Below are 19,437 nucleotides of genomic sequence, written 5' to 3' on the forward strand. Positions count from 1 at the left end.
ATCCCGGGATGCCAGACACGACATCTGCCGCGCAGCACACAGGTGCCACGCCGCTTCTGCAGACGGTCGGCTTGACCAAGCGCTACGGTTCGTTTCTCGCCAACGACAAGATCGATCTCGATATTCGGCCGCAAGAGATCCATGCGTTGCTCGGCGAGAACGGCGCCGGAAAATCCACCCTGGTCAAGACGATCTACGGCCTGATCCAGCCGAGCGAGGGCGATATCCGCTGGCAGGGCAGGACCATCGTGCTGTCTGGGCCATCCGATGCGCGGGCACATGGAATCGGCATGGTGTTCCAGCATTTCTCGCTGTTCGACAATCTGACGGTCGCCGAGAATGTTGCGCTCGGCCTCGACGGCAAGGAGCCGTTCAAGGACATGTCGGCGCGCCTCGAGCAGGTGTCGCGTACATACGGACTTCCACTCGATCCGAAGCGGGAGGTCTGGCAGCTTTCGGTTGGCGAGCGGCAGCGTATCGAGATCGTGCGCGCGCTGATGCAGAATCCACAATTCCTGATCCTCGACGAGCCGACAGCCGTGCTGACACCTCAGGAGGCCGATCAGCTCTTCATCGTGCTCAATCGCCTCAAGGCCGAAGGCCGCGCGATTCTCTACATCAGCCACAAGCTGGACGAGGTGAAGCGGCTCTGCGACACCGCAACGATCCTGCGCGGCGGACGGAAGGTCGAGACCTGCAATCCCAGGGCTGAGACCGCGGCGTCACTTGCGCGCATGATGGTCGGCGGCGAGATCATGGAAGTGAAGGCTGCGGCGAGCCGCCAGATCACCGTGCCTCGCCTGCTGGTCAATGATCTCAGCCTTACACCCGACGATCCGCACGGCATCCGGCTCGAGCACATCTCGTTCGAGCTCCGGGGTGGTGAAATTCTAGGCATCGCCGGTGTTGCCGGTAACGGACAGGACGAACTGTTCGCAGCCCTTTCCGGCGAGCGGCTGGCGAAAAACCCCGGCACGATCGTGATCGACGGACATGCGGCGGGGCACCTGTCGATCACCAGGCGCCGCAAGCTGGGTGCGGCCTTCATCCCGGAGGAACGGCTCGGCCACGGCACGGCGCCGCGCATGCGGCTCTCGGAAAACGCCCTCCTGACCGGCCACGCCATCGGCAATATGGTGCTTCATGGCTTCGTGAACACGGCCGCAACCCTGAAGACCGTCGACCGCACCACCGAGACTTTCGACGTGCGCAAAGCCAAGCGCGACCCGGAGGCGGCGAGCCTGTCGGGCGGCAACCTGCAGAAATTCATCGTCGGCCGTGAAATCCTGCGCGATCCCGTCGTGCTGATCGTGAACCAGCCGACCTGGGGCGTCGACGCGGGTGCGGCCGCCGTGATCCGGCAGGCCCTGCTCGATCTTGCCGCAGGCGGCGCCGCGGTGCTGGTGACAAGCCAGGACCTCGATGAACTTGCCGAAATCACCGACCGCATCGCCGTGATGTTCCATGGCCGCTTGTCGGCCCCCGTGCCAACCGCCGAAGCCAGCCGCGAGACACTCGGCCTGCTGATGGGCGGCAGCAGCATCGAAGCTTCGGAGACACCTCATGCAACTCGTGCTTGAGAAGCGCGCCGAGCGTTCGGCCACGATCGCGCTCATCTCGCCGCTGATCGCAATCGGGCTCACGATCTCCACCTTGTGCATCGTGTTCGCGGTGCTCGGCAAGAATCCGATTGCCGCGCTCGCCGTCTACTTCATCGCCCCTCTGACCGACGGCTACTCCCTGCAGGAAATCGCGGTCAAGGCGACGCCGCTGGTCATGATCGCGATCGGCCTGTCGTTGTGCTATCTCGCCAACGCCTGGAATATCGGTGCCGAAGGCCAATTCCTGATCGGCGCGGTGGCCGGGAGTTGGCTCGCGGTGAAGACCCAGGGCACCGATGCCGGCTATTGGGTGTTGCCGGCGATGCTCGTGCTCGGCGCGGCCGCGGGCGCGCTCTACGCACTGATTCCGGCGATCTGCAAGGTGCGGTTCGGCGCCAGCGAGATCCTGACCTCGCTGATGCTGGTCTATGTCGCCGACCTCTTGCTGGACTATCTCGTGCGCGGTCCCTGGCGTGATCCGCAAGGTTTCAACTTTCCGACCACGGCCGAGTTCGATCCGGTGGCGACCGTGCCGACGCTGATCGAAGGCGGCCGGCTGCACCTTGGCTCGATCATCGCACTGTTCGTGGTGGCCGCCGGCGCGGTGCTGCTCGGCAGGACCATCAAGGGCTTCGAGATCCGGGTCGTCGGCGCCGCGCCGCGGGCAGCGCGGTTCGGCGGGTTCAACGCCAATCAGCTGGTGCTGCTGACCTTTGCAATCTCCGGCGCGCTGGCCGGGCTCGCCGGCATCATCGAGGTGGCCGGCCCGGTCGGCCATCTCCAGCCCGGCATTTCGCCAGGTTATGGCTTCACTGCGATCATCGTCGCCTTCCTCGGGCGACTGAACCCAATTGGAATATTAATTGCAGGACTGTTCCTCGCATTGACCTTTATCGGCGGCGAGCAGGCCCAGATCGCGATGAAAATCCCGTTGGACGTCACCAAGGTGTTCCAGGGCATTCTGCTGTTCTACGTGCTCGCCTGCGATTCCCTGATCCTCTACCGCTTTCGGCTTATTTCCTCATCGCCAAAGGTGCAAAGTGGGGCTCATTGAAGCCATCATCCTGTCGGTGCTGGCAGCTTCCACGCCGCTGTTGCTCGCGGCCACCGGCGAACTTGTGACCGAGCGCTCGGGTGTGCTCAACCTCGGCGTCGAAGGCATGATGATCGTCGGCGCCGCCTGCGGCTTCGGCGGCGCGTGGCTCTCCGGTTCGATCATCGTCGGCGCGCTCTGCGGCATGGTCGCCGGCATCCTGATGTCGCTAATCTTTGCGCTGATGGCGCTCGGGCTCGCGGTCAACCAGGTCGCAACCGGCCTCGCGCTGACTATCCTCGGAATCGGATTGTCCGGCCTGATCGGCGCCGGCTTCGTCGGCGAACGCATCACACCTGCACCGCATCTCCACATTCCGGGCCTCAGCGACATTCCGCTGGCGGGGCGAATCCTCTTCGGGGAGGACGCCTTTGTCTATCTTTCGATCGCCCTGGTGGTCGGCGTCTGGTGGTTCCTTTATCGGACGCGGGCCGGGCTGATCTTGCGCGCCTGCGGCGACAACCACGTCTCCGCCCATGCGTTGGGCTATCCGGTGCTGCGGATCCGGCTCTATGCGGTGATGTTCGGCGGCGCCTGCGCCGGGCTTGCGGGCGCCTATCTGCCGCTCGCCTACACACCCTTCTTCATTCCCGGCATGACGGCGGGCCGCGGCTGGATCGCACTGGCCTTGACGGTTTTCGCAAGTTGGCGGCCGGCCCGGCTGGTCGTCGGAGCCTACCTGTTTGGCGCCGTCACCATTCTTCAGCTCCACGCGCAAGGCGCCGGCATCGGAATTCCATCGCAGTTCATGTCGTCGCTGCCCTATCTCGCGACCATCATCGTTCTGGTTCTGCTCTCTCGCGCGCGCACCGGCGGCTCGACGGCGCCCGCTGCGCTCGGAACCGTATTCGTGCCGGACCGCTAGCTTGATGTCGGTACGTGCCGCGATGGGGCGCCCACGTTCCGAACTATGGTTTCCCCGTTTGGAGATTGAGATGAAGAGAACATTATTTGCGGCGGCAGCGATTCTCCTGGCCGGATGCATCAACAGCGGCGCCTGGGCCGCCGACAAGCTGAAGGTTGGCTTTATCTATCTCGGGCCGGTCGGCGACCTTGGCTGGACCTATCAGCACGAACTGGCGCGCCAGGCTCTTGTGAAGGAGCTCGGCGACAAGATCGAAACGACGTTCCTCGAGAACGTGCCGGAAGGACCGGACGCCGAACGCGCGATCGAACAGCTCGTGCGTGCCGGCAACAAGCTGATCTTCACCACATCCTTCGGCTACATGGATCCGACGCTGAAGGTCGCGAAGAAATATCCCAATGTGCACTTCGAACATTGCTCGGGATATAAGCGTGACAAGAACATGTCGACCTATTCGGCGCGCTGGTACCAGGGCCGCTACATCCAGGGTCAGATCGCGGCCAAGATGTCGAAGGCCGGCGTGCTCGGCTACATCGGCTCCTTCCCGATTCCGGAGGTCGTGTCGGGCATCAACGCGACGATGCTGGGCGCCCAGACCATCAACCCGAACATCAAGGTCAAGATCATCTGGGTGAACTCCTGGTTCGATCCCGGCAAGGAAGCCGACGCCGCCAAGGCCCTGCTCGACCAGGGCGCCGATATGATCATGCAGCACACCGACAGCCCGGCTGCAATGCAGGTGTCAAGCGAACGCGGCAAGCTCGCATTCGGCCAGGACTCTGAAATGATCAAGTTCGGTCCCAAGGCACAGCTGACCTCGATCCTCGACACCTGGGCGCCCTACTACATTGAGCGCGTCAAGGCCGAGCTCGCCGGCACCTGGAAGTCCGAAGACACCTGGGGCGGCCTCGAAAGCAAGATGTTCGAGATGGCTCCCTACACCAACATGCCCGACGACGTGAAGAAGATGGCGGAGGACACTCAGACCGCTATCGCCTCCGGCAAGCTGCATCCATTCAAGTGCCCCGTCGTCACGCAGGACGGCAAGGACGTCGAATGCAAGGGCGGCGATCACCTCGAGGACACTCAGATCCTGGGCATGAATTTCTACGTCAAAGGGATCGACGACAAGCTCCCCGGGAAATAGACCCGATCACGACCAGGCTCGGGCTCGGGTGATCCGGCCCGAGTCTCCCTGCGCGCTATCCCGCGTGCATTGCATTCGCAGCTGCGCTGTGACGTCGGATGAGGTCCGGGACATCGAGCCCGGGAATGGCTCCGTCGATCACAACCCATCTCCCTCCGACCATCACCCGATCAGCACGATGTGCGCCGCAAAGCACCAACGCGGCAATTGGGTCGCCAGAGCCGGAGAAGCGTAGCTCATCAAGCTTGAACAGCGCGAGATCAGCCGCCTTGCCGACGGCGATCTCGCCCAGTTCCGGACGGCCGACGCAGGCGGCCGAGCCCCTGGTCGCCCATCGCAACGCATCCTTATGGCTGACCTTCGTTACGCCGTAACGGGCACGCTGCAGCAGGAACGCGGCACGGACCTCCTGCATCAGGTTGGATCCGTCGTTCGACGCAGAGCCGTCGACGCCGAGCCCGATCACCACGCCGGCGTCCTCCATCTCGCAGACCGGACAGCAGCCCGACGCCAGGATCTGGTTGCTGCAGGCGCAATGGCTGATGGTCGTTCCGGCCCCGGCCAGCCGTTTCATCTCCTGTGCATCGAAGAAGATGCCGTGAGCCAGCCAGGTCCGGGCATTCAGCCATCCGCACTGCTCGAGGTAATCGAGCGGGCGACAGCCATACATCTGCTGGCAAAACCTGCTCTCGTCTTCGGTCTCGGCAAGATGCGTGTGCAGCCGGACATCCAGCCTATCGGCGAGATCGGCGGTTGCACGCATCAACGACGTCGTCACCGAAAACGGCGAACACGGCGCCAGGGCGATCTGCACCATCGCGCCCTCGCCGCGCTCATGATGCTTCGATACCAGCCGTGCGCTGTCGGCGAGGATCGCATCCTCGTCCTGCACCACACTGTCTGGCGGCAATCCACCGTCACGCTGCGAGAGATTCATCGAGCCGCGCGTGAGCAGCACACGGATACCCAGCCGCCTTGCCACCGCAACCTCGATGTCGATCGCCTCCTCGAGGCCCGCCGGAAACACGTAGTGGTGATCGGTGGTCGTGGTACAACCAGACAGCAGCAACTCGGACATCGCGACGCTGACGCCGAGTTCGAGCGATTGCGGGGTCAGTCGCGCCCACACCGGATACAGCGCCTGCAGCCAGGGAAACAGCTCGCGATCCATCGCAGCCGGCAGCGCCCGCGTCAGCGTCTGATAGAAATGATGGTGGGTATTGATCAGCCCGGGCAGCACGACATGGGCGCTCGCGTCGTAGACCGCAACATTCGCCGTCGTCGGCTGATGCCCGGCGCCCACGCACTCGACGATCTTGCCGCCATGGACCACAACGCCGCGTTCGGCTCCGTTGGCCAGAATCGACAGGGGATCCTTGATCCAGGTTGCCTGCATTTGATCCATCATTCTCGTCTCCCGAGCCGGCGAACGCCATTCCTGACCTGCAAGGACCGTCCCACGTCCCGCGAGACTTGGCGTTGCTCTTGCAAGACTTCATAGTCAATGATGCATCTCGTTGAAAGCGCTGGCGTATCCATGGACTTAAACACCATCACCGAGGTCGTCCGTCCGCTCTCGCGGGCGCAACTGCCCGTTTGGACGGCAGGCGATGCCTGGCTCGCGGGCGGGACCTGGCTGTTCTCGGAGCCCCAGGTGCATCTCATCCGCCTGATCGATCTCACTGAGCTGAACTGGCCGGCCCTCACGATTGGTGACACGCATCTGAGCATTGCGGCGACCTGTACGGTCGCGCAGCTCGATGCCTTGGCCTGCCCGCCGGACTGGATGGCCGCGCCGCTGATCAACCAGTGCTGCCGTGCTTTTCTCGCTTCGTTCAAGATCTGGAAAACCGCGACCGTCGGCGGCAACATCTGCATGTCGCTCCCGGCGGGACCGATGATTTCACTGACCTCGGCGCTCGATGGCGTGTGCACGATCTGGCCAGCCCGCGGCGGCGAGCGAACCATCCCGGTCATGGACTTCGTGACCGGCGATCATGCAAACGTGCTGGCCCCCGGCGACCTGCTGCGGCAAATCGATATCCCGATCGCTGCCCTGAAGCGGCGCTCCGCATTCCGCCAGATTTCGCTGACGCCGGTCGGCCGCTCAGCCGCGCTGCTGATCGGCAGCGTTGACAACAACGGCAGCTTCACACTGACCGTCACCGCCTCGACGGTGCGGCCGGTGCAATTGTCGTTTCCTGCCATGCCTCGTGCCGACCAACTCCGCGACACGATCCAGCGGCGCATTGCGGATGGCCTCTACCACGCCGACGTCCACGGCAGGCCGCTGTGGCGCAAGCACATGACGTTGCGGCTTGCCGAGGAGATCCGCGACGAATTGCAGGCGCACCCATGACGTTCGAGATCAACGGCAAGACGTTCTCGACCCACCCGCGTGCCGGACAATGCCTGCGCACGTTCCTGCGCGAGCTCGGCCATTTCGGCGTCAAGAAGGGCTGCGATGCCGGCGACTGCGGCGCCTGCACGGTGCTGCTCGACGGCGAGCCGGTCCATAGCTGCCTGATCCCGGCATTCCGCGCCGACGGCCATGCGATAACCACCATCGAGGGCTTTGCCGGCACCACCGGCACGCATCCGCTGCAGCAGGCGTTTCTCGATGCGCAGGGATTTCAGTGCGGCTTCTGCACTGCCGGCATGATCCTGACATGTGCCTCGCTGAACCAGGCACAACGGCAGGACCTGGACGCGGCGTTGAAGGGCAATATCTGCCGCTGCACCGGCTATCGTTCGATCCAGGACGCGCTCGACGGCAAGACCAAGATAGAGGATGCCACGGCCGGCACGGCCTTTGGCCGCAGCCTGCCCGCCCCCGCGGGCCCCCTGATCGTGCGCGGTGCAGCGCCCTACACCTTCGACACGACGATCGACGGCCTGCTGCACATCAAGCTCCTGCGTTCTCCTCACGCCCACGCGAGAATAGTCGCGATCGACAAGACGGATGCGCTGAAGGCCGCCGGCGTCCACGCGGTGCTGACGCATGAGGACGCGCCTGATTGCCTGTTCTCGACCGCGCGCCACGAGCGCGACTGGATGGATCCCGATGACACAAGGGTGCTCGACACGACCGTCCGCTTCATCGGTCAGAAGGTCGCAGCTGTGGTGGCGGACAGCGAAGCCGCCGCCGAAAATGCCTGCCGGCTGATCAAGGTCGCGTATGAGATCCTTCCTGCCGTGTTCGATCCGGCCGAATCTATCGCCGCAGGCGCTCCGGCCATTCATGCCGACAAGACGACCATGCATCGCGTCGCCAATGCCGCGCGCAACATTGTCGCCGAAACGCATGGCGAATTTGGCGACGTCACACGCGGATTCGCCGAGGCGGCTGTCACCTATGAGGGGACCTTCACCACCCAGCGCGTCCAGCACGCCGCACTGGAGACCCATGGCGGGCTGGCATGGCTTGACGCCTCGGGCGTGCTCAACATCCGTTCCAGCACGCAGGTCCCATTCCTGACCCGCCGCGCGCTGGCCGGCCTCTTCAAGCTGCCGGCCGACAAGGTCCGGGTGTTCTGCGAGCGCGTCGGCGGCGGCTTCGGCGGCAAGCAGGAGATGCTCGTCGAGGACATCCTGGCGCTCGCCGCGCTCCGCACGGGGCGGCCGGTCAAGCTCGAACTCACACGCGAAGAGCAATTCACGGCGACCTCGACGCGGCATCCAATGCGGGTGACAGTCAAGGCGGGGGCAGACAAGGACGGCAATCTGACGGCCCTGCAGCTCGATGTGCTCTCGAACACGGGTGCCTATGGCAATCACGCAGGCCCTGTGCTCTTCCACGCGGTCAGCGAATCCATCAGCGTCTACAACTGCCCGAACAAGAAGGTTGATGCGATTGCCTGCTACACGAACACGCTGCCGGCCGGCGCCTTCCGCGGCTATGGTCTGCCGCAGACGCTGATCGCCGTCGAGGCGGCCATCGACGAACTCGCCAAGCAGCTCGGCATCTCGCCGTTCGATATGCGCCGTCGCAATGTGGTCAGGCCGGGCGACCCGATGCTCTCGCCACCCGGCTCCGAATATCACGACGTGACGTACGGCTCCTACGGCCTCGACCAGTGTCTCGACCTGGTCGAGCGCGCGATGTCAGCGGAAACCCCCACACCGCAGCTCTCCGCCGACTGGCTGGTCGGCGACGGCATCGCGCTGACCATGATCGATACCGTACCACCCGCCGGCCACCTCGCGGATTGCAGGATCAGGCTCTGCGACGACGGGCATTTCGAGCTGACCGTCGGCACCGCGGAATTCGGTAACGGCACCAGCACGGTGCATCGCCAGATCGCGGCCACCGCGCTCGCCACGTCGGTCGATCGTATCCGCCTGAGACAATCCGATACCGCGCATGGCGGCCACGACACCGGCGCCTATGGCAGCGCGGGGATTTTCGTGGCCGGAAGCGCCACTCAGGCCGCGGCCGAGAATCTGGCGGGCGACCTGAAGGCGCTGGCCTGCCGTCTGGCTGGAGGTGATCCCGGCACCTGCGTGCTGGAGGCCGATCACGCGATCTGCGGCAGGCAGCGACTGCCCTATATCGAGCTTGCGCGCTCGGCGCGCGGCAGCGGCCAGGTCCTGCAAGCCAGCGGTACGTCGGACGGAACGCCGCGTTCGGTCGCATTCAACGTGCAGGGGTTTCGCGTCGCAGTGAACAAGGGCACCGGCGCGCTGAAGATCCTGAGGAGCGTGCAGGCCGCCGATGCCGGCCGTGTCGCCAACCCGATGCAGTGCCGCGGTCAGGTCGAGGGCGGCGTGGCGCAATCGCTGGGCGCGGCACTCTTTGAGGAGTTGGTGATCGACAGCGGCGGCCGCGTGATCAATCCAAGTTTCCGGGACTATCACTTGCCAGCTTTCGCAGACGTGCCGCGCACCGACGTCTATTTTGCCGACACCTCCGACAGTGTCGGCCCGATGGGTGCGAAATCGATGAGCGAGAGCCCCTACAACCCCGTCGCCGCCGCGCTCGGCAACGCCATCGCCGACGCCACCGGCATCCGCTTTACCGACGTTCCCTTCAAGCCTGACCGGCTGTTTCCGGCACTACTGAAGAAATTCGGCTAGCGTTGGGCAGCCCGGCCTATCTCCGCCCCACCGTACACTCGATCTGGCCATGCGGCTCGTCGGTAGGGAGGAACACGTCGTTGTTGTTGTCCAGCCCGAACGGCGAAAGATTCACCGGGATGAAGTGCATGTTCGGGCAAGCCATGCTGATCTCGGATATCTCGGGTACTGCGGCGAGCGCCGCCTCTCCCATGCGGTATAGACTGTCCTGCACGCTCTTGCTGTAGGTCGTCGAAAAGACCTTCAGCAAGGTATCGAGGATATTTGAATTCGCTGCCGGATAGCTTTCGGGCTTTGCGGACCATGTCCACGACGCGACCATGCTGGTCGCGCAGATGCGATCTGCGGTCTCCGGGATCGTGGTGTAGCGATCCTTGACATATTTCTCCCAGCCCGACTGGGTCGACTTCATGAATGCGAACCCATCGACGCCCGAAACCAGCGCCGGCCCACCCGTGCGCGTCATCGTGACTTCAACCGTCGGACGACCGTTGGCGTCGAGCACGAAGCTGTGTGGATGTGGCTTGCCGTCGAAACTCAGCCGGCTCCATTTGGTCTCGTGCGAAGTAATCGCGACGGATGAAACCTGCGGATAGGTCTCAAGATATTTGCTGGCCAGGACCTGGCAGAATTCCTCGGCACAGAGACCGGTGTTCTCGCGCGCCACGATGTTGACGATGTTCTTGATGGTGTCGGTCGAGACCGTCATCCGGTTGTCGGCGTGGGTAAAGGTGGGAGCGAAATCGCCCTCGAGCATCACCCTGATGCTCAATTGACTGACCTCCTGCCGCTCCCCATCACGGTGAATCCGCATCACGCGGACCCGGCCCTTGCCATATCGGTTCTTGATCAGCGGCACGTCAAAGTCTCCAGCAATGGCACCAGGCCGGCAACGCCCGCCGCCTCTCGTAGCCAGTATCGAGCAACGTTCGTGCCATCGGCAAGCTCGCGCCACCCACCGCGTCATGGATAGACCAGGTTCGATCACCGGAAGTGGCACCCACGGTATGGCCTCGCTGCCGGAATCTTCACCATCCCTGCCGCACCTTTCAGCAGTCATCAGCCGCTTGCGATTCCGTACCTAGCTTCCGCGATAGGTCGCGTAACTCCATGGCGTCACGAGGAGCGGTACATGCAAATGGCCTTCGGGTTCGCTGACCGAAAAGCGCAACGGTATCTTGTCCAGGAACGGCGGATTGGACAAGGGCACGCCACGCTTGGCGAAATAATCGCCGACGCTGAACAGCAGCTCGTACGTCCCGGCCGGAACGGGACGGCCGCCAATCAAGGGCTGGTCCGTCCGGCCGTCGGCGTTGGTCAAGGCGCGCGCCACCACGCGGCTCGTGCCCAGCCCTGCGAGTTCGATCAGCTCGACCGCAATCCCGGCAGCGGGCTTGCCGCTGTGGGTATCCAGCACGTGGGTCGAGAGACGCCCGTGAACCGCAAGCCGGTCGTCAGCCATCACGATCTGGTCGAGCCTCAGGGCCGCGATGCGGCAGATCTCCTCCACCGAGGTCTGCATTTCGACCGCGATGTCATTCGGCAGGCGTCGCTCGAAATCACGTAGAATGGAATCCTTGGTGTGGCGGCGCACGCAGACGATGTAAGGAAATCCGAACTTGGCGCGGTAGGCATTGTTGACGCGCTGAAACGCATCGTATTCCGCACCCGACAGCCGATCGAGCCCCGCGCTATTTTGCTCGGCAAAGGAATCATCGGTGAGACCGGCTGCACGCTGCGTCTTGTCAGCGAGGTCGGGATGCATCTTGATCAGTGCCAGTCGCAGTTCGGACGGTGCCTGCTCGACCGCCGCCTTCATCGCCATGAACAATTGAGCGATACCGGTATACGGCCGCTTCGTCGCAACCTGTTCGGCGACCCACGGCGAATGCTCGAAGACATTGGCGAGGGCCGCGACAAAGTCATCTCGGCTCGCATTGTTGAGATCGATCAACGTCGTCATGAATTCGTCCGCTGGTCCATTCGATGGATGGCTGTTCGACATGCGGCGCGCCGGACGGTCATTCCGCGCGATGCACCGCATGCTGTAACGCACTAGTCCCCCGGTTTCCGCCGGTCGTAGGACAAACCGAATAATCCGGTCCGCTGCGTTTCCGGTTCGGGCGGCGGCGCCGCTTCCTTGGACTCGGCCGCTGGCGCTGCGGCGACCGGCACGTCTTGGCATTTCATCGAATAGACCAGCTCGCCTTTCGCAGTCCGGCCGATCGGGGCGCAAATGTCTGCTGGTACGGCCGCAGCTTTCGGAACGGCTTTGGGCGCTGGCCGCGTCTCGGCCGCCGCCGGCGAAGCGGCCAACAGCATGACTAACAAGATTTTCGTCTTCATCGGCTGTGTGTTCTCGGATGGTGCGTGCGTGATTGGAGTCCGCCAACGATAGACCCTGCCAAAAATTTAGTCGCGCCCAATTATTTTGCGCACCACTTCGTGATCGCCTCCGGGCTAAGCAACGCTGTTGCAAGCACTATTTGCGAAAAACCAGGCCGAGCGATTCCTCCGGCCAGGAGCCCAAGGGAGAACCCAATGAAGAAAAACACTCGCGTTGTTTACGTCGTGACGGCCGGTCTGCTGCTCGGATCGACCTTGCAAAGCGCCATGGCCACGGAGCGCCACCGCAAGCCACAGGTTGCACCGGTTCAGCAATCGCAGTCCCGTCCGACCGACGCCTATGCGGCCTGGCAGCAACCCAGGGTAAGCAGCCCCGTTTCCTCTTATTACACCGGCGGCTATTCGGCTCCGGCCGGACACTAGGCCAATTCCAGACTCTGGCGCGCCAAGACAACTTCGGCCTGATGCCTGCCCGTCCGGCCGAAGTCGCGCCCACAACGGCTCGCTGCGCGCAACATGGCTCGACCGTCAGACATGGCTACTCTGCTTCAAGGTGGTACCACCGGAGCTTCTCACGTGTGATGCAACGAATGGCGCGATCAGCGAGCCACTTTTTCGCAGTGCCGTACTGGACGACATGAACCGAGAAGCCGCCGTCTGGGTCTCCAAGCACCCCGACCTCCTCCACGGCTTCACACCCCGGCCAGAGCCGGATCTCCCGAAGGCACTCCTGCACGAGCGCGGTCCGAACAACACCCGCTGTGTATCTCACAGAGCCACTCCAAGACCCGGGCGCATCGATCGGTCTATGCTCTAAGCGTCGGAGGCAGCGTGCGGCCAGTCTTGTCGGTGAATTGCCAGACCTGCTTCCGTCGAAGCAACGCAGGCTCTCCAGGCCTCAACGACGGAAGTTCGTCGCGGTTCAAGCAACCCTCTCCCTCGGCTGCTCCCTTTCGTTGTGCTCGCCCAAAAGCTCGAGCAGGCGCTTTCGCATGATCATTCCGGGCCGATCGGAAGGCATGTGCATTTCGAGCTTCCGGCTCATGTCGACGATCGCGTCAGGGTCAGTCGATTCGAGCATCTCGCGATCCTCTGCGATGATGGCGGCGTCCCAATCGATCAGCTCCTGGGTGGAGCAATCGGCTTCGGTATCGTTGCGGAACAGCAGCTGCACGACCTGGATCTGGCCATCGGAGATCGGCGTCGCGCAATTGAAGATGATGTGACGAATGCCGGACGGATACTCCATGTCGAGGCGGCGGCAGAACGGCATGAACCACTTGTTGCGCTGATGACGCTTCGTGGTTGGATCGGTTGTGCCGCTGATCCGGAAAGAGTTCGGCGGATTGCGGATGGTGATGATCGTCTCGGCGTCGAAGCCATCCTCGGTTTCGGTGATCTCGTACTTCTCGGGCTTTGGCTGATTGATGTCGCCAAACGTCCCCTTGTGCACAAATGCGAAATGGGCATTGTCGAACGAGTTTTCCATCAGGCGGAGCGCCGCCGTGTCCCACTTTTCATAAAACTGATGGATGCGGCGGTAGCCCGCCTTGTTCTCTTCGGCAATGTCGGGAATGCCGCGCAGCGGCTCATCCAGAGCGACCCAGACATAACCATACCGTGCGCTGGCGCGGAACGAGCGCGCCCTGGCATCGGGAATCGGCTGCTCGAAGGGAAACTGCGGGACCATGACCAGCTTGCCGTCGCGGTCGTACTCCCAACCGTGATAGCCGCAGACGATATTCCCGTTGTTGCACCAGCCTTTCGACAGCTTGGCGGTGCGATGGCAGCAGCGATCCTCGAGCACGGCCGGCTCGCCATTGGCATCCAGGAACAGCACGATCGGCTCCCCGAGCAGGGTGAAGGGCTGCGGGCCCTCCTTGAGATGGTCGACGGGCATCGTTGCGTACCAGAAGCGGCGCAACACGGGTTGCTTGGTAACGAGCATCATTTCCTCCGCGGTTCAGGCAGCCAGACGCGAGACAACGCGGGCCGCATCGAATTTCAGCTTCTGCAGGTCGAGGCCGGGAATCGCGCCGTTCTCGACGACCGGGCGACCACCGACCAGCAAATGGCGAACGTGCGCCGAACCCGCGCACGTCACCGGCGCGACCATGGGATCGTGCATGCCGAAGTGGCGTGGCTGGTCCAGGCTGAAGATGGCGATATCGGCCTGCTGGCCTGGCGCCAGCGTACCGATCCGCGGCAGGCCCAGCACGCGCGCACCTCCCGCCGTGGCCCAATGCACGACGTCTTCCGCGGTCACCGCGTCGGCTCCCTTCACGGCGCGATGTGTGTGCCAGCAACTATGCATCTCGCTGATCATGTCGGCCGCCTCGTTGGAGGCTGCGCCATCCACGCCGAGCGACACCGCGCCGCCCAGCCGCGCCATCGCGTCCGCCGGCGCGACGCCGGAACCCAGGCGGCAATTGGATTGCGGACAATGCGCCATGCCGGTGCCGGAGCGGGCCAGGATCGCCACCTCCTCCGGATCGAGATGCACGAGGTGCGCGAACCAAACGTCCTCGCCGAGCCAGTCGTGCTCTGCGAGCCAGTGGACTGGCCGTTTGCCATGAACCGACAAACAGAAGTCGACATAATCCGACGTCTCCGAAAGATGGCTGTGCAGCCGCAGCTTCATTCGCCGCGCGGCGGCGATCACCTCGCGCAACTCGCCCGGATCCAGCGACCAGGTGGGCGTGGTCGGCGCCAGCGCGACGTGGGTCAGGCTATCTGGCGACGGATCGTGGAAGCGCTGCGCACAGGCCTCGACGGATTGCAGCATCCGGTCCAGCGTTTCGACCGGCATCGGCACGGACTTATCGGTATCGAAATGGCGGCTGACGGTGGCACCCCCGCGGCAGAACACGAGGCGGATACCGAGGCTGCGGGCAACATCGAAAATCACCTGCGCCGGATCGAAGCGAAACGTGTCGCTGAACAGATAGTGGTGATCGGCGACCGTGGTGGTGCCCGAGAAAAGCAGTTCGGCGAGCGCAATCCGCGCAGCAATCGCCAAGGCCTCCTCGTCGATGGCCGACCAGAAGCGGTAGGGCACCGACCGCAGCCACCCTGCGAGCGGAAGATTGATGCCTTCGCGGACGCCTTTCAGCACGCTCTGGAACATGTGGTGATGGGTCGATACGAGACCCGGATAGATCACGCAGCCTTCTGCGTCGAGCCTGCGCTCGCCTGGCTCCGGCTGCAGCATGCCGATTGCGACGATCACACCATTGCGAATCCGGATCGCACCCGCCGCACGCATCGCATCGCCCGACAGGCCCGTGAAGATCCCCGCGGCATTCTCGATCAGCATTGATGTCATGTCTCGGCCCGGATCTCGCTTTCATGCCAGCTTGATAACGCAAACCGCGAAAGCGCCGCCATGACGCTGAACAGCACGACGCCGGTCAGCGTGATCAGGAACAGCGCCGCGAACATGCGCGGAATATCGAGCGTGAAGCCGGCATCGAGGATCTCATAGGCGAGGCCCGACGACCGCCCTCCCGTGCCCGCCACGAATTCGGCGACCACCGCGCCGATCAGCGCGAGGCCGCTCGAGATGCGCAGCCCGCCGAAAAAGTACGGCAACGCGCCGGGGATACGAAGCTTGATCAGGGTCTTCAAGCGGCTGGCCCGGTTCATCCGAAAATAATTGGCAAGGCCTGGATCGACGCTGCGCAGACCCAGCGTGGTGTTCGAGATGATCGGGAATAGCGCGACCAGGGTTGCGCAGATCGTCAGCGACAGCTGGGTGTTCTTCACGAGGATGATGATCAGCGGCGCAATCGCGACCACCGGCGTCACCTGCAGCAGCACCGCATAGGGAAACAGGCTGACCTCGATCGCCCGGCTCTGCACAAACAAGAATGCGATCAGGGTGCCGAACACGGTCGCCGCAATGAAGGCCTGCAGCGTCACCCGCAAGGTCACCAGCAGGGCACGCAGCAGTGACGGCCCGTGCTGCATAAGACTTATGAAGATATCACTCGGCTTGGGAAATAGGTACACGGGAACGGAGGCCAGGCGGAAACTGGCCTCCCACAGGCCGAACAGCACGATCCCGACGGCGACCGGAGCCGCGACCCGGACGAAGGCGTCCGATTGCAGGAGCGGCTTCATGCTTCGCCCCCGCCCGACTGCGGCAGCGAAGCTTCAGCGAGCCAGGTCGAAAGCTCCCGGCAATAGGCGGCGAACTTCGGGCTGTCGCGAAACCCGACCTCACGCGGCTGCGGCTCGTCGATCGTCATGGTGCGGAAAATGCGGCCGGGACCGGCAGCCATGACGATGATCCGGGTCGAAAGGAACACAGCCTCATAGATCGAATGGGTGACGAACACTGTCGTGAGCTTGCGTTCCCACCACAGCCGAACGAGATCGTCGTCCAGTCTGTTGCGCGTGAACTCGTCGAGCGCGCCGAAGGGCTCGTCCATCAGGAGGAGGTTGGGCTGCGTCACCAGCGCCCTGGCGATTGATACCCGCATCCTCATGCCGCCCGACAGCTGCCGCGGGTAGTGTTGACTGAACGCCGACAAGCCAACACGCGCGATCGCATCCTCGACCAGCGGGGCCGCCTTCACCCTGGGCATGTCGGCAAGCTCCAGAGGCAGTCGGACATTGGCCTCGACGCGCGCCCAGGGCATCAGGGTCGGCTCCTGGAATACGAAGGCGAGCCGCCTCCCCTGCTGCCCGACCTGGCGGTGGTCGCCGCGCCACCACAACAGCCGACCGTCGGTTGGCTCGATCAAGTTGGCGATCAGCTTGAGCAGCGTACTCTTGCCGCAGCCGGAGGGGCCGATCAGCGTCAGGAATTCGCCGTCCGCGATCGTGAGATCGATCGGCGCAAGGCCCCGCGTGCCGTTCGGAAACAGCTTCTCCGCCGAGAGCACCTCGACGACGGGCGGGCGGCCTTCGGAGGTCGTCATGGGCTCGGTATCGTCGTCGAACGTGTAGGGCGGCGGCAGAACGTTCATGGCCGCCCCTATTTCACGCCAATCCTGAGATCCTTGACGAAACGATCGTCAAACGACTTTTGCCAGGCGGTCTTGGGATCGAGCAGCTCGCCGGCCACCAGGAAGTCGTAGACTTGCTTGTAGCGCTCGGCAGTGATGATGCCGATGCCAAGCTTTGCTGCGTCGCCGCCGTCGACCGCTTTGCTCTCCTTGAGCTTCTCGATCGCAAATGCGATCTGCCCGTCGGTCATCTTGGGATTGTCAGCCTTGATCAGGCCGTTCGCCGGAGCAGGATTCTGCAAATAGTCGCGCCAACCTTCGAGCGACGCCTTGACGAAGCGCGCCACCACATCCGGCTTCTCGGCGACCATTTTCTCCGTCGTCACGATCGTCGAGCCGTAGGGTGGATACCCGCCGTCTGCCAGCAGGAAGAATTTCACCTTCTCCTTTTGCTCCTGCGCCTGATACGGCTCGGATGACGGGTAGGCCTGCTGTGCCATGGTCTTGTCAGCGAAGAACGGCTGCAAGTTGAACGTGTAAGGCCGGATCTGGTCGTCGCTGTAACCGTACTTGGCCTTGAGCCATGGCCAGAACGTCACCCGCGAGGATCCGGCGATCAGCACCGGCCTGCCCTTCAGCGCGGCAAGGTCCGGCACGTCATCATGGGTCATGATCCCCTGCAGGTCGAACTGGAACGACGATGCGACAGTCACGAGCGGCAGATTCTGCTCGCGCCCTTTCATCACCTGGATGTCGTAACCCATGATGAAATCCGCATCGCCTGCGAGCAGGAGCTGCGTGCCGTTGACCTGGGGACCACCCATCTTGATGGTCACGTCGAGACCGGCCTTGTCATAGAGACCGGTCGCCTTGGCCTGGTAGAATCCGCCATGCTCGGCCTGGGCGAACCAGCTGGTGAGGAAGGTGACCTTGTCGGCGGCCAGAGTAGGTGCGAACGACATCGCAAACATGGCGGTCCCCACCAGGGCGGAGGCAATCGTTCGGGAGGCAATCGTCATGGCCATCGTGGCTACCTTTGATCGTCCGGTGAATGCCGGCTGCGGATGACGTCAATACTGTCTGGACGGGCATGTGCTCGCACGGGCCGCGTCCTCGATGAACTCAGGATGCACGCGACTACTGTCGCCCGAAAGCATTTTAATTCGAGCGATCTGTTGCCTTTCCGGCAACGCCAATTTTTTGAGCAAGGGGCACCAAATGGCGGCGCCAATCAGCCAAATTTCGGCATGCCGGCGTCGGCGCCTTGGCCTAAGCTCGCAGCAGCAATGACAACTTTTGAGCCTGTGGCGATGAGCTTGCGCGCGCTTTCCCCTCTTGCAATTCGTTCCCCGTTCGCACGATACAGCCACGGCATCGTCGTGCCGGCCGGACACCGCCTGGTGTTCACGTCCGGGCAGCTCGGCATCGCTGGCGACGAGACAGTCCCTGCGGACAGCGAGGCGCAGTCCGATCTCTGTTTTGCGAACATCGCAGCGATCCTCGCCGAAGATCGGATGACATTGGCGAACATTGTCCGGCTCAACGCCTATGTGACGGCCCGCGAGCACATGCAGGGCTACATGCGGTCGCGTGACCGGCAATTTCCCGGGACGCCGCCGTCCTCGACCCTGATGATCGTGTCCGGCTTCAGCCGGCCGGAATTCCTGGTCGAGATCGAAGCGGTCGCGGCCGCGCCGGACCCGAGCTAGAGAGCTTCCGAGCGAAGTGCATCTCGCTTCGCGGAGAAAGCGCGTCTTGGGACGGAACAGGCTCTAGAACCGGCGCATTTCGTGCCTGACCTTGGCCAGAAAGTGCGCACGCTTGGCCGGCGTGGCAACGTTCATGTGATAGAGCGCGTGATAGCGCGTCGTCGCCTTTGCGCCGGTGAACCACGGCAGATATCGCTTGATGAGCTTGCGCGGCGGATCGGCCATCGCAATCGCCTGCCAGCGCGGGCGGCCGTAGGTCGCAATGCCGGAGATGCGACGAATGTGATGCAGCATCGGCCGCGCCCGCGCGGGATCGGACAGATCGAGCGCGATGCCGGGGCCGAACATGCGATCGAACCAGCCCTTGAGCATGGCCGGCGGCCCGAACGACCAGGTCGGAAACTGTACTACGATCGCGTCGGCCGCCATCAGGCGGTCGGCGTAGGCCTGATTGTTGTGCCGGTTGCGCACGGGATCATGGTAGTCGCGCCGACGTTCGGCCGTCAGGATCGGATCGAACCCCTCCGCATAGAGATCGAGCAGATCAACGGCGTGGCCGGCTTCGGCGAGCCCAGCCAGCGCTTCCCCGCGGAGCGCGGCGTGGAAGCTGTCGGCAAGCGGATGGCAGTAGACATAGAGGACGCGCAT

General features: G+C 63.5%; 18 protein-coding genes. 8 read left to right on the forward strand and 10 right to left on the reverse strand.

Annotated elements, in window-relative coordinates:
• The first annotated feature begins 8 nt into the window (after window positions 1-8).
• The 4 genes from AC066Y_RS21965 (at window position 9) to AC066Y_RS21980 (ending at window position 4,706) form a co-directional block, all read left to right on the forward strand.
• Window positions 9-1,580, forward strand: coding sequence for an ABC transporter ATP-binding protein (locus tag AC066Y_RS21965; protein WP_478275766.1), 1,572 nt, complete (start codon window positions 9-11; stop codon window positions 1,578-1,580).
• Window positions 1,564-2,655 carry an ABC transporter permease gene (locus AC066Y_RS21970; RefSeq protein ID WP_478275685.1) on the forward strand — a complete coding sequence of 364 codons (1,092 nt, stop codon included), beginning with the start codon at window positions 1,564-1,566 and terminating at the stop codon, window positions 2,653-2,655. The genes AC066Y_RS21965 and AC066Y_RS21970 overlap by 17 nt, the downstream gene beginning before the upstream one ends.
• A complete protein-coding gene (locus AC066Y_RS21975; RefSeq protein WP_478275686.1) occupies window positions 2,642-3,559 on the forward strand; it encodes an ABC transporter permease in 918 nt (305 codons plus the stop codon). Before AC066Y_RS21970 ends, AC066Y_RS21975 begins: the two co-directional genes overlap by 14 nt.
• 70 nt (window positions 3,560-3,629) lie before the next feature.
• The gene (locus tag AC066Y_RS21980) at window positions 3,630-4,706 is read left to right on the forward strand and encodes a BMP family ABC transporter substrate-binding protein (protein WP_478275687.1); all 1,077 of its coding nucleotides are present in this window, start codon (window positions 3,630-3,632) and stop codon (window positions 4,704-4,706) included.
• 55 nt (window positions 4,707-4,761) lie between these two features.
• Here the strand turns inward: AC066Y_RS21980 and AC066Y_RS21985 are convergent, their stop codons facing one another.
• Window positions 4,762-6,111, reverse strand: a complete 1,350-nt coding sequence (locus AC066Y_RS21985; protein WP_478275767.1) for an 8-oxoguanine deaminase — start codon at window positions 6,109-6,111, stop codon at window positions 4,762-4,764.
• Window positions 6,112-6,243: 132 nt separating this feature from the next.
• Here AC066Y_RS21985 and AC066Y_RS21990 point away from each other — a divergent pair, with 132 nt between their 5' ends.
• Window positions 6,244-7,065 (forward strand): FAD binding domain-containing protein, encoded by an 822-nt coding sequence (locus AC066Y_RS21990; RefSeq protein ID WP_092122234.1) that lies wholly within the window; start codon window positions 6,244-6,246, stop codon window positions 7,063-7,065.
• Entirely contained in the window at window positions 7,062-9,782 is a 2,721-nt protein-coding gene (locus AC066Y_RS21995) for a molybdopterin-dependent oxidoreductase (protein WP_478275688.1), read from the forward strand. The genes AC066Y_RS21990 and AC066Y_RS21995 overlap by 4 nt, the downstream gene beginning before the upstream one ends.
• A gap of 16 nt (window positions 9,783-9,798) precedes the next feature.
• Here the strand turns inward: AC066Y_RS21995 and pucL are convergent, their stop codons facing one another.
• The 3 genes from pucL to AC066Y_RS22010 all read right to left on the reverse strand — a co-directional run bounded on the left by pucL (window position 9,799) and on the right by AC066Y_RS22010 (window position 12,128).
• Entirely contained in the window at window positions 9,799-10,641 is an 843-nt protein-coding gene (gene pucL, locus AC066Y_RS22000) for a factor-independent urate hydroxylase (RefSeq protein ID WP_478275768.1), read from the reverse strand.
• Between the two features lie 222 nt (window positions 10,642-10,863).
• The gene (uraD, locus tag AC066Y_RS22005; RefSeq protein ID WP_478275689.1) at window positions 10,864-11,745 is read right to left on the reverse strand and encodes a 2-oxo-4-hydroxy-4-carboxy-5-ureidoimidazoline decarboxylase; all 882 of its coding nucleotides are present in this window, start codon (window positions 11,743-11,745) and stop codon (window positions 10,864-10,866) included.
• A 92-nt stretch (window positions 11,746-11,837) separates the two neighbouring features.
• Window positions 11,838-12,128: a hypothetical protein gene (locus tag AC066Y_RS22010; RefSeq protein ID WP_456719355.1), complete on the reverse strand. Its 291-nt coding sequence runs from the start codon at window positions 12,126-12,128 to the stop codon at window positions 11,838-11,840.
• A gap of 195 nt (window positions 12,129-12,323) precedes the next feature.
• Between AC066Y_RS22010 and AC066Y_RS22015 the strand changes: the two genes are divergently transcribed.
• Complete coding sequence (locus tag AC066Y_RS22015) at window positions 12,324-12,551, forward strand: hypothetical protein (protein ID WP_478275690.1); 228 nt, start codon at window positions 12,324-12,326, stop codon at window positions 12,549-12,551.
• A 499-nt stretch (window positions 12,552-13,050) separates the two neighbouring features.
• Here AC066Y_RS22015 and AC066Y_RS22020 read toward each other — a convergent pair whose 3' ends face one another.
• From AC066Y_RS22020 to AC066Y_RS22040, 5 genes are read right to left on the reverse strand one after another with little or no spacing between them, the layout of a single operon-like run.
• Complete coding sequence (locus tag AC066Y_RS22020) at window positions 13,051-14,076, reverse strand: aromatic ring-hydroxylating dioxygenase subunit alpha (RefSeq protein ID WP_478275691.1); 1,026 nt, start codon at window positions 14,074-14,076, stop codon at window positions 13,051-13,053.
• A gap of 15 nt (window positions 14,077-14,091) precedes the next feature.
• The gene (locus AC066Y_RS22025; protein WP_478275692.1) at window positions 14,092-15,453 is read right to left on the reverse strand and encodes an amidohydrolase family protein; all 1,362 of its coding nucleotides are present in this window, start codon (window positions 15,451-15,453) and stop codon (window positions 14,092-14,094) included.
• Window positions 15,450-16,250, reverse strand: coding sequence for an ABC transporter permease (locus tag AC066Y_RS22030; RefSeq protein WP_478275693.1), 801 nt, complete (start codon window positions 16,248-16,250; stop codon window positions 15,450-15,452). The genes AC066Y_RS22025 and AC066Y_RS22030 overlap by 4 nt, the downstream gene beginning before the upstream one ends.
• Entirely contained in the window at window positions 16,247-17,053 is an 807-nt protein-coding gene (locus tag AC066Y_RS22035; RefSeq protein ID WP_478275769.1) for an ABC transporter ATP-binding protein, read from the reverse strand. The genes AC066Y_RS22030 and AC066Y_RS22035 overlap by 4 nt, the downstream gene beginning before the upstream one ends.
• Before the next feature lie 56 nt (window positions 17,054-17,109).
• On the reverse strand, window positions 17,110-18,105 hold the full coding sequence (locus AC066Y_RS22040; protein WP_478275694.1) for an ABC transporter substrate-binding protein: 996 nt from the start codon (window positions 18,103-18,105) through the stop codon (window positions 17,110-17,112).
• A 285-nt stretch (window positions 18,106-18,390) separates the two neighbouring features.
• On the opposite strand from AC066Y_RS22040, the gene AC066Y_RS22045 reads away from it, so the two are divergent.
• The gene (locus AC066Y_RS22045; RefSeq protein WP_478275695.1) at window positions 18,391-18,789 is read left to right on the forward strand and encodes a RidA family protein; all 399 of its coding nucleotides are present in this window, start codon (window positions 18,391-18,393) and stop codon (window positions 18,787-18,789) included.
• A gap of 63 nt (window positions 18,790-18,852) precedes the next feature.
• Here AC066Y_RS22045 and AC066Y_RS22050 read toward each other — a convergent pair whose 3' ends face one another.
• The gene (locus tag AC066Y_RS22050; RefSeq protein WP_478275696.1) at window positions 18,853-19,437 is read right to left on the reverse strand and encodes an NAD(P)H-dependent oxidoreductase; all 585 of its coding nucleotides are present in this window, start codon (window positions 19,435-19,437) and stop codon (window positions 18,853-18,855) included.

Source organism: Bradyrhizobium sp. USDA3010 (genome assembly GCF_056429065.1).

Coding starts and splice junctions, on each gene's coding strand:
- AC066Y_RS22040 (WP_478275694.1), bottom strand. CDS start 18,105: ATGGCCATGACGATTGCCTCCCGAACGATTGCCTCCGCCCTGGTGGGG.
- AC066Y_RS21995 (WP_478275688.1), top strand. CDS start 7,062: ATGACGTTCGAGATCAACGGCAAGACGTTCTCGACCCACCCGCGTGCC.
- AC066Y_RS21985 (WP_478275767.1), bottom strand. CDS start 6,111: ATGGATCAAATGCAGGCAACCTGGATCAAGGATCCCCTGTCGATTCTG.
- AC066Y_RS22030 (WP_478275693.1), bottom strand. CDS start 16,250: ATGAAGCCGCTCCTGCAATCGGACGCCTTCGTCCGGGTCGCGGCTCCG.
- AC066Y_RS21970 (WP_478275685.1), top strand. CDS start 1,564: ATGCAACTCGTGCTTGAGAAGCGCGCCGAGCGTTCGGCCACGATCGCG.
- AC066Y_RS22045 (WP_478275695.1), top strand. CDS start 18,391: ATGAGCTTGCGCGCGCTTTCCCCTCTTGCAATTCGTTCCCCGTTCGCA.
- AC066Y_RS22020 (WP_478275691.1), bottom strand. CDS start 14,076: ATGCTCGTTACCAAGCAACCCGTGTTGCGCCGCTTCTGGTACGCAACG.
- AC066Y_RS22015 (WP_478275690.1), top strand. CDS start 12,324: ATGAAGAAAAACACTCGCGTTGTTTACGTCGTGACGGCCGGTCTGCTG.
- uraD (WP_478275689.1), bottom strand. CDS start 11,745: ATGACGACGTTGATCGATCTCAACAATGCGAGCCGAGATGACTTTGTC.
- AC066Y_RS22050 (WP_478275696.1), bottom strand. CDS start 19,437: ATGCGCGTCCTCTATGTCTACTGCCATCCGCTTGCCGACAGCTTCCAC.
- AC066Y_RS22035 (WP_478275769.1), bottom strand. CDS start 17,053: ATGACGACCTCCGAAGGCCGCCCGCCCGTCGTCGAGGTGCTCTCGGCG.
- AC066Y_RS21980 (WP_478275687.1), top strand. CDS start 3,630: ATGAAGAGAACATTATTTGCGGCGGCAGCGATTCTCCTGGCCGGATGC.
- AC066Y_RS22025 (WP_478275692.1), bottom strand. CDS start 15,453: ATGACATCAATGCTGATCGAGAATGCCGCGGGGATCTTCACGGGCCTG.
- AC066Y_RS22010 (WP_456719355.1), bottom strand. CDS start 12,128: ATGAAGACGAAAATCTTGTTAGTCATGCTGTTGGCCGCTTCGCCGGCG.
- AC066Y_RS21990 (WP_092122234.1), top strand. CDS start 6,244: ATGGACTTAAACACCATCACCGAGGTCGTCCGTCCGCTCTCGCGGGCG.
- AC066Y_RS21965 (WP_478275766.1), top strand. CDS start 9: ATGCCAGACACGACATCTGCCGCGCAGCACACAGGTGCCACGCCGCTT.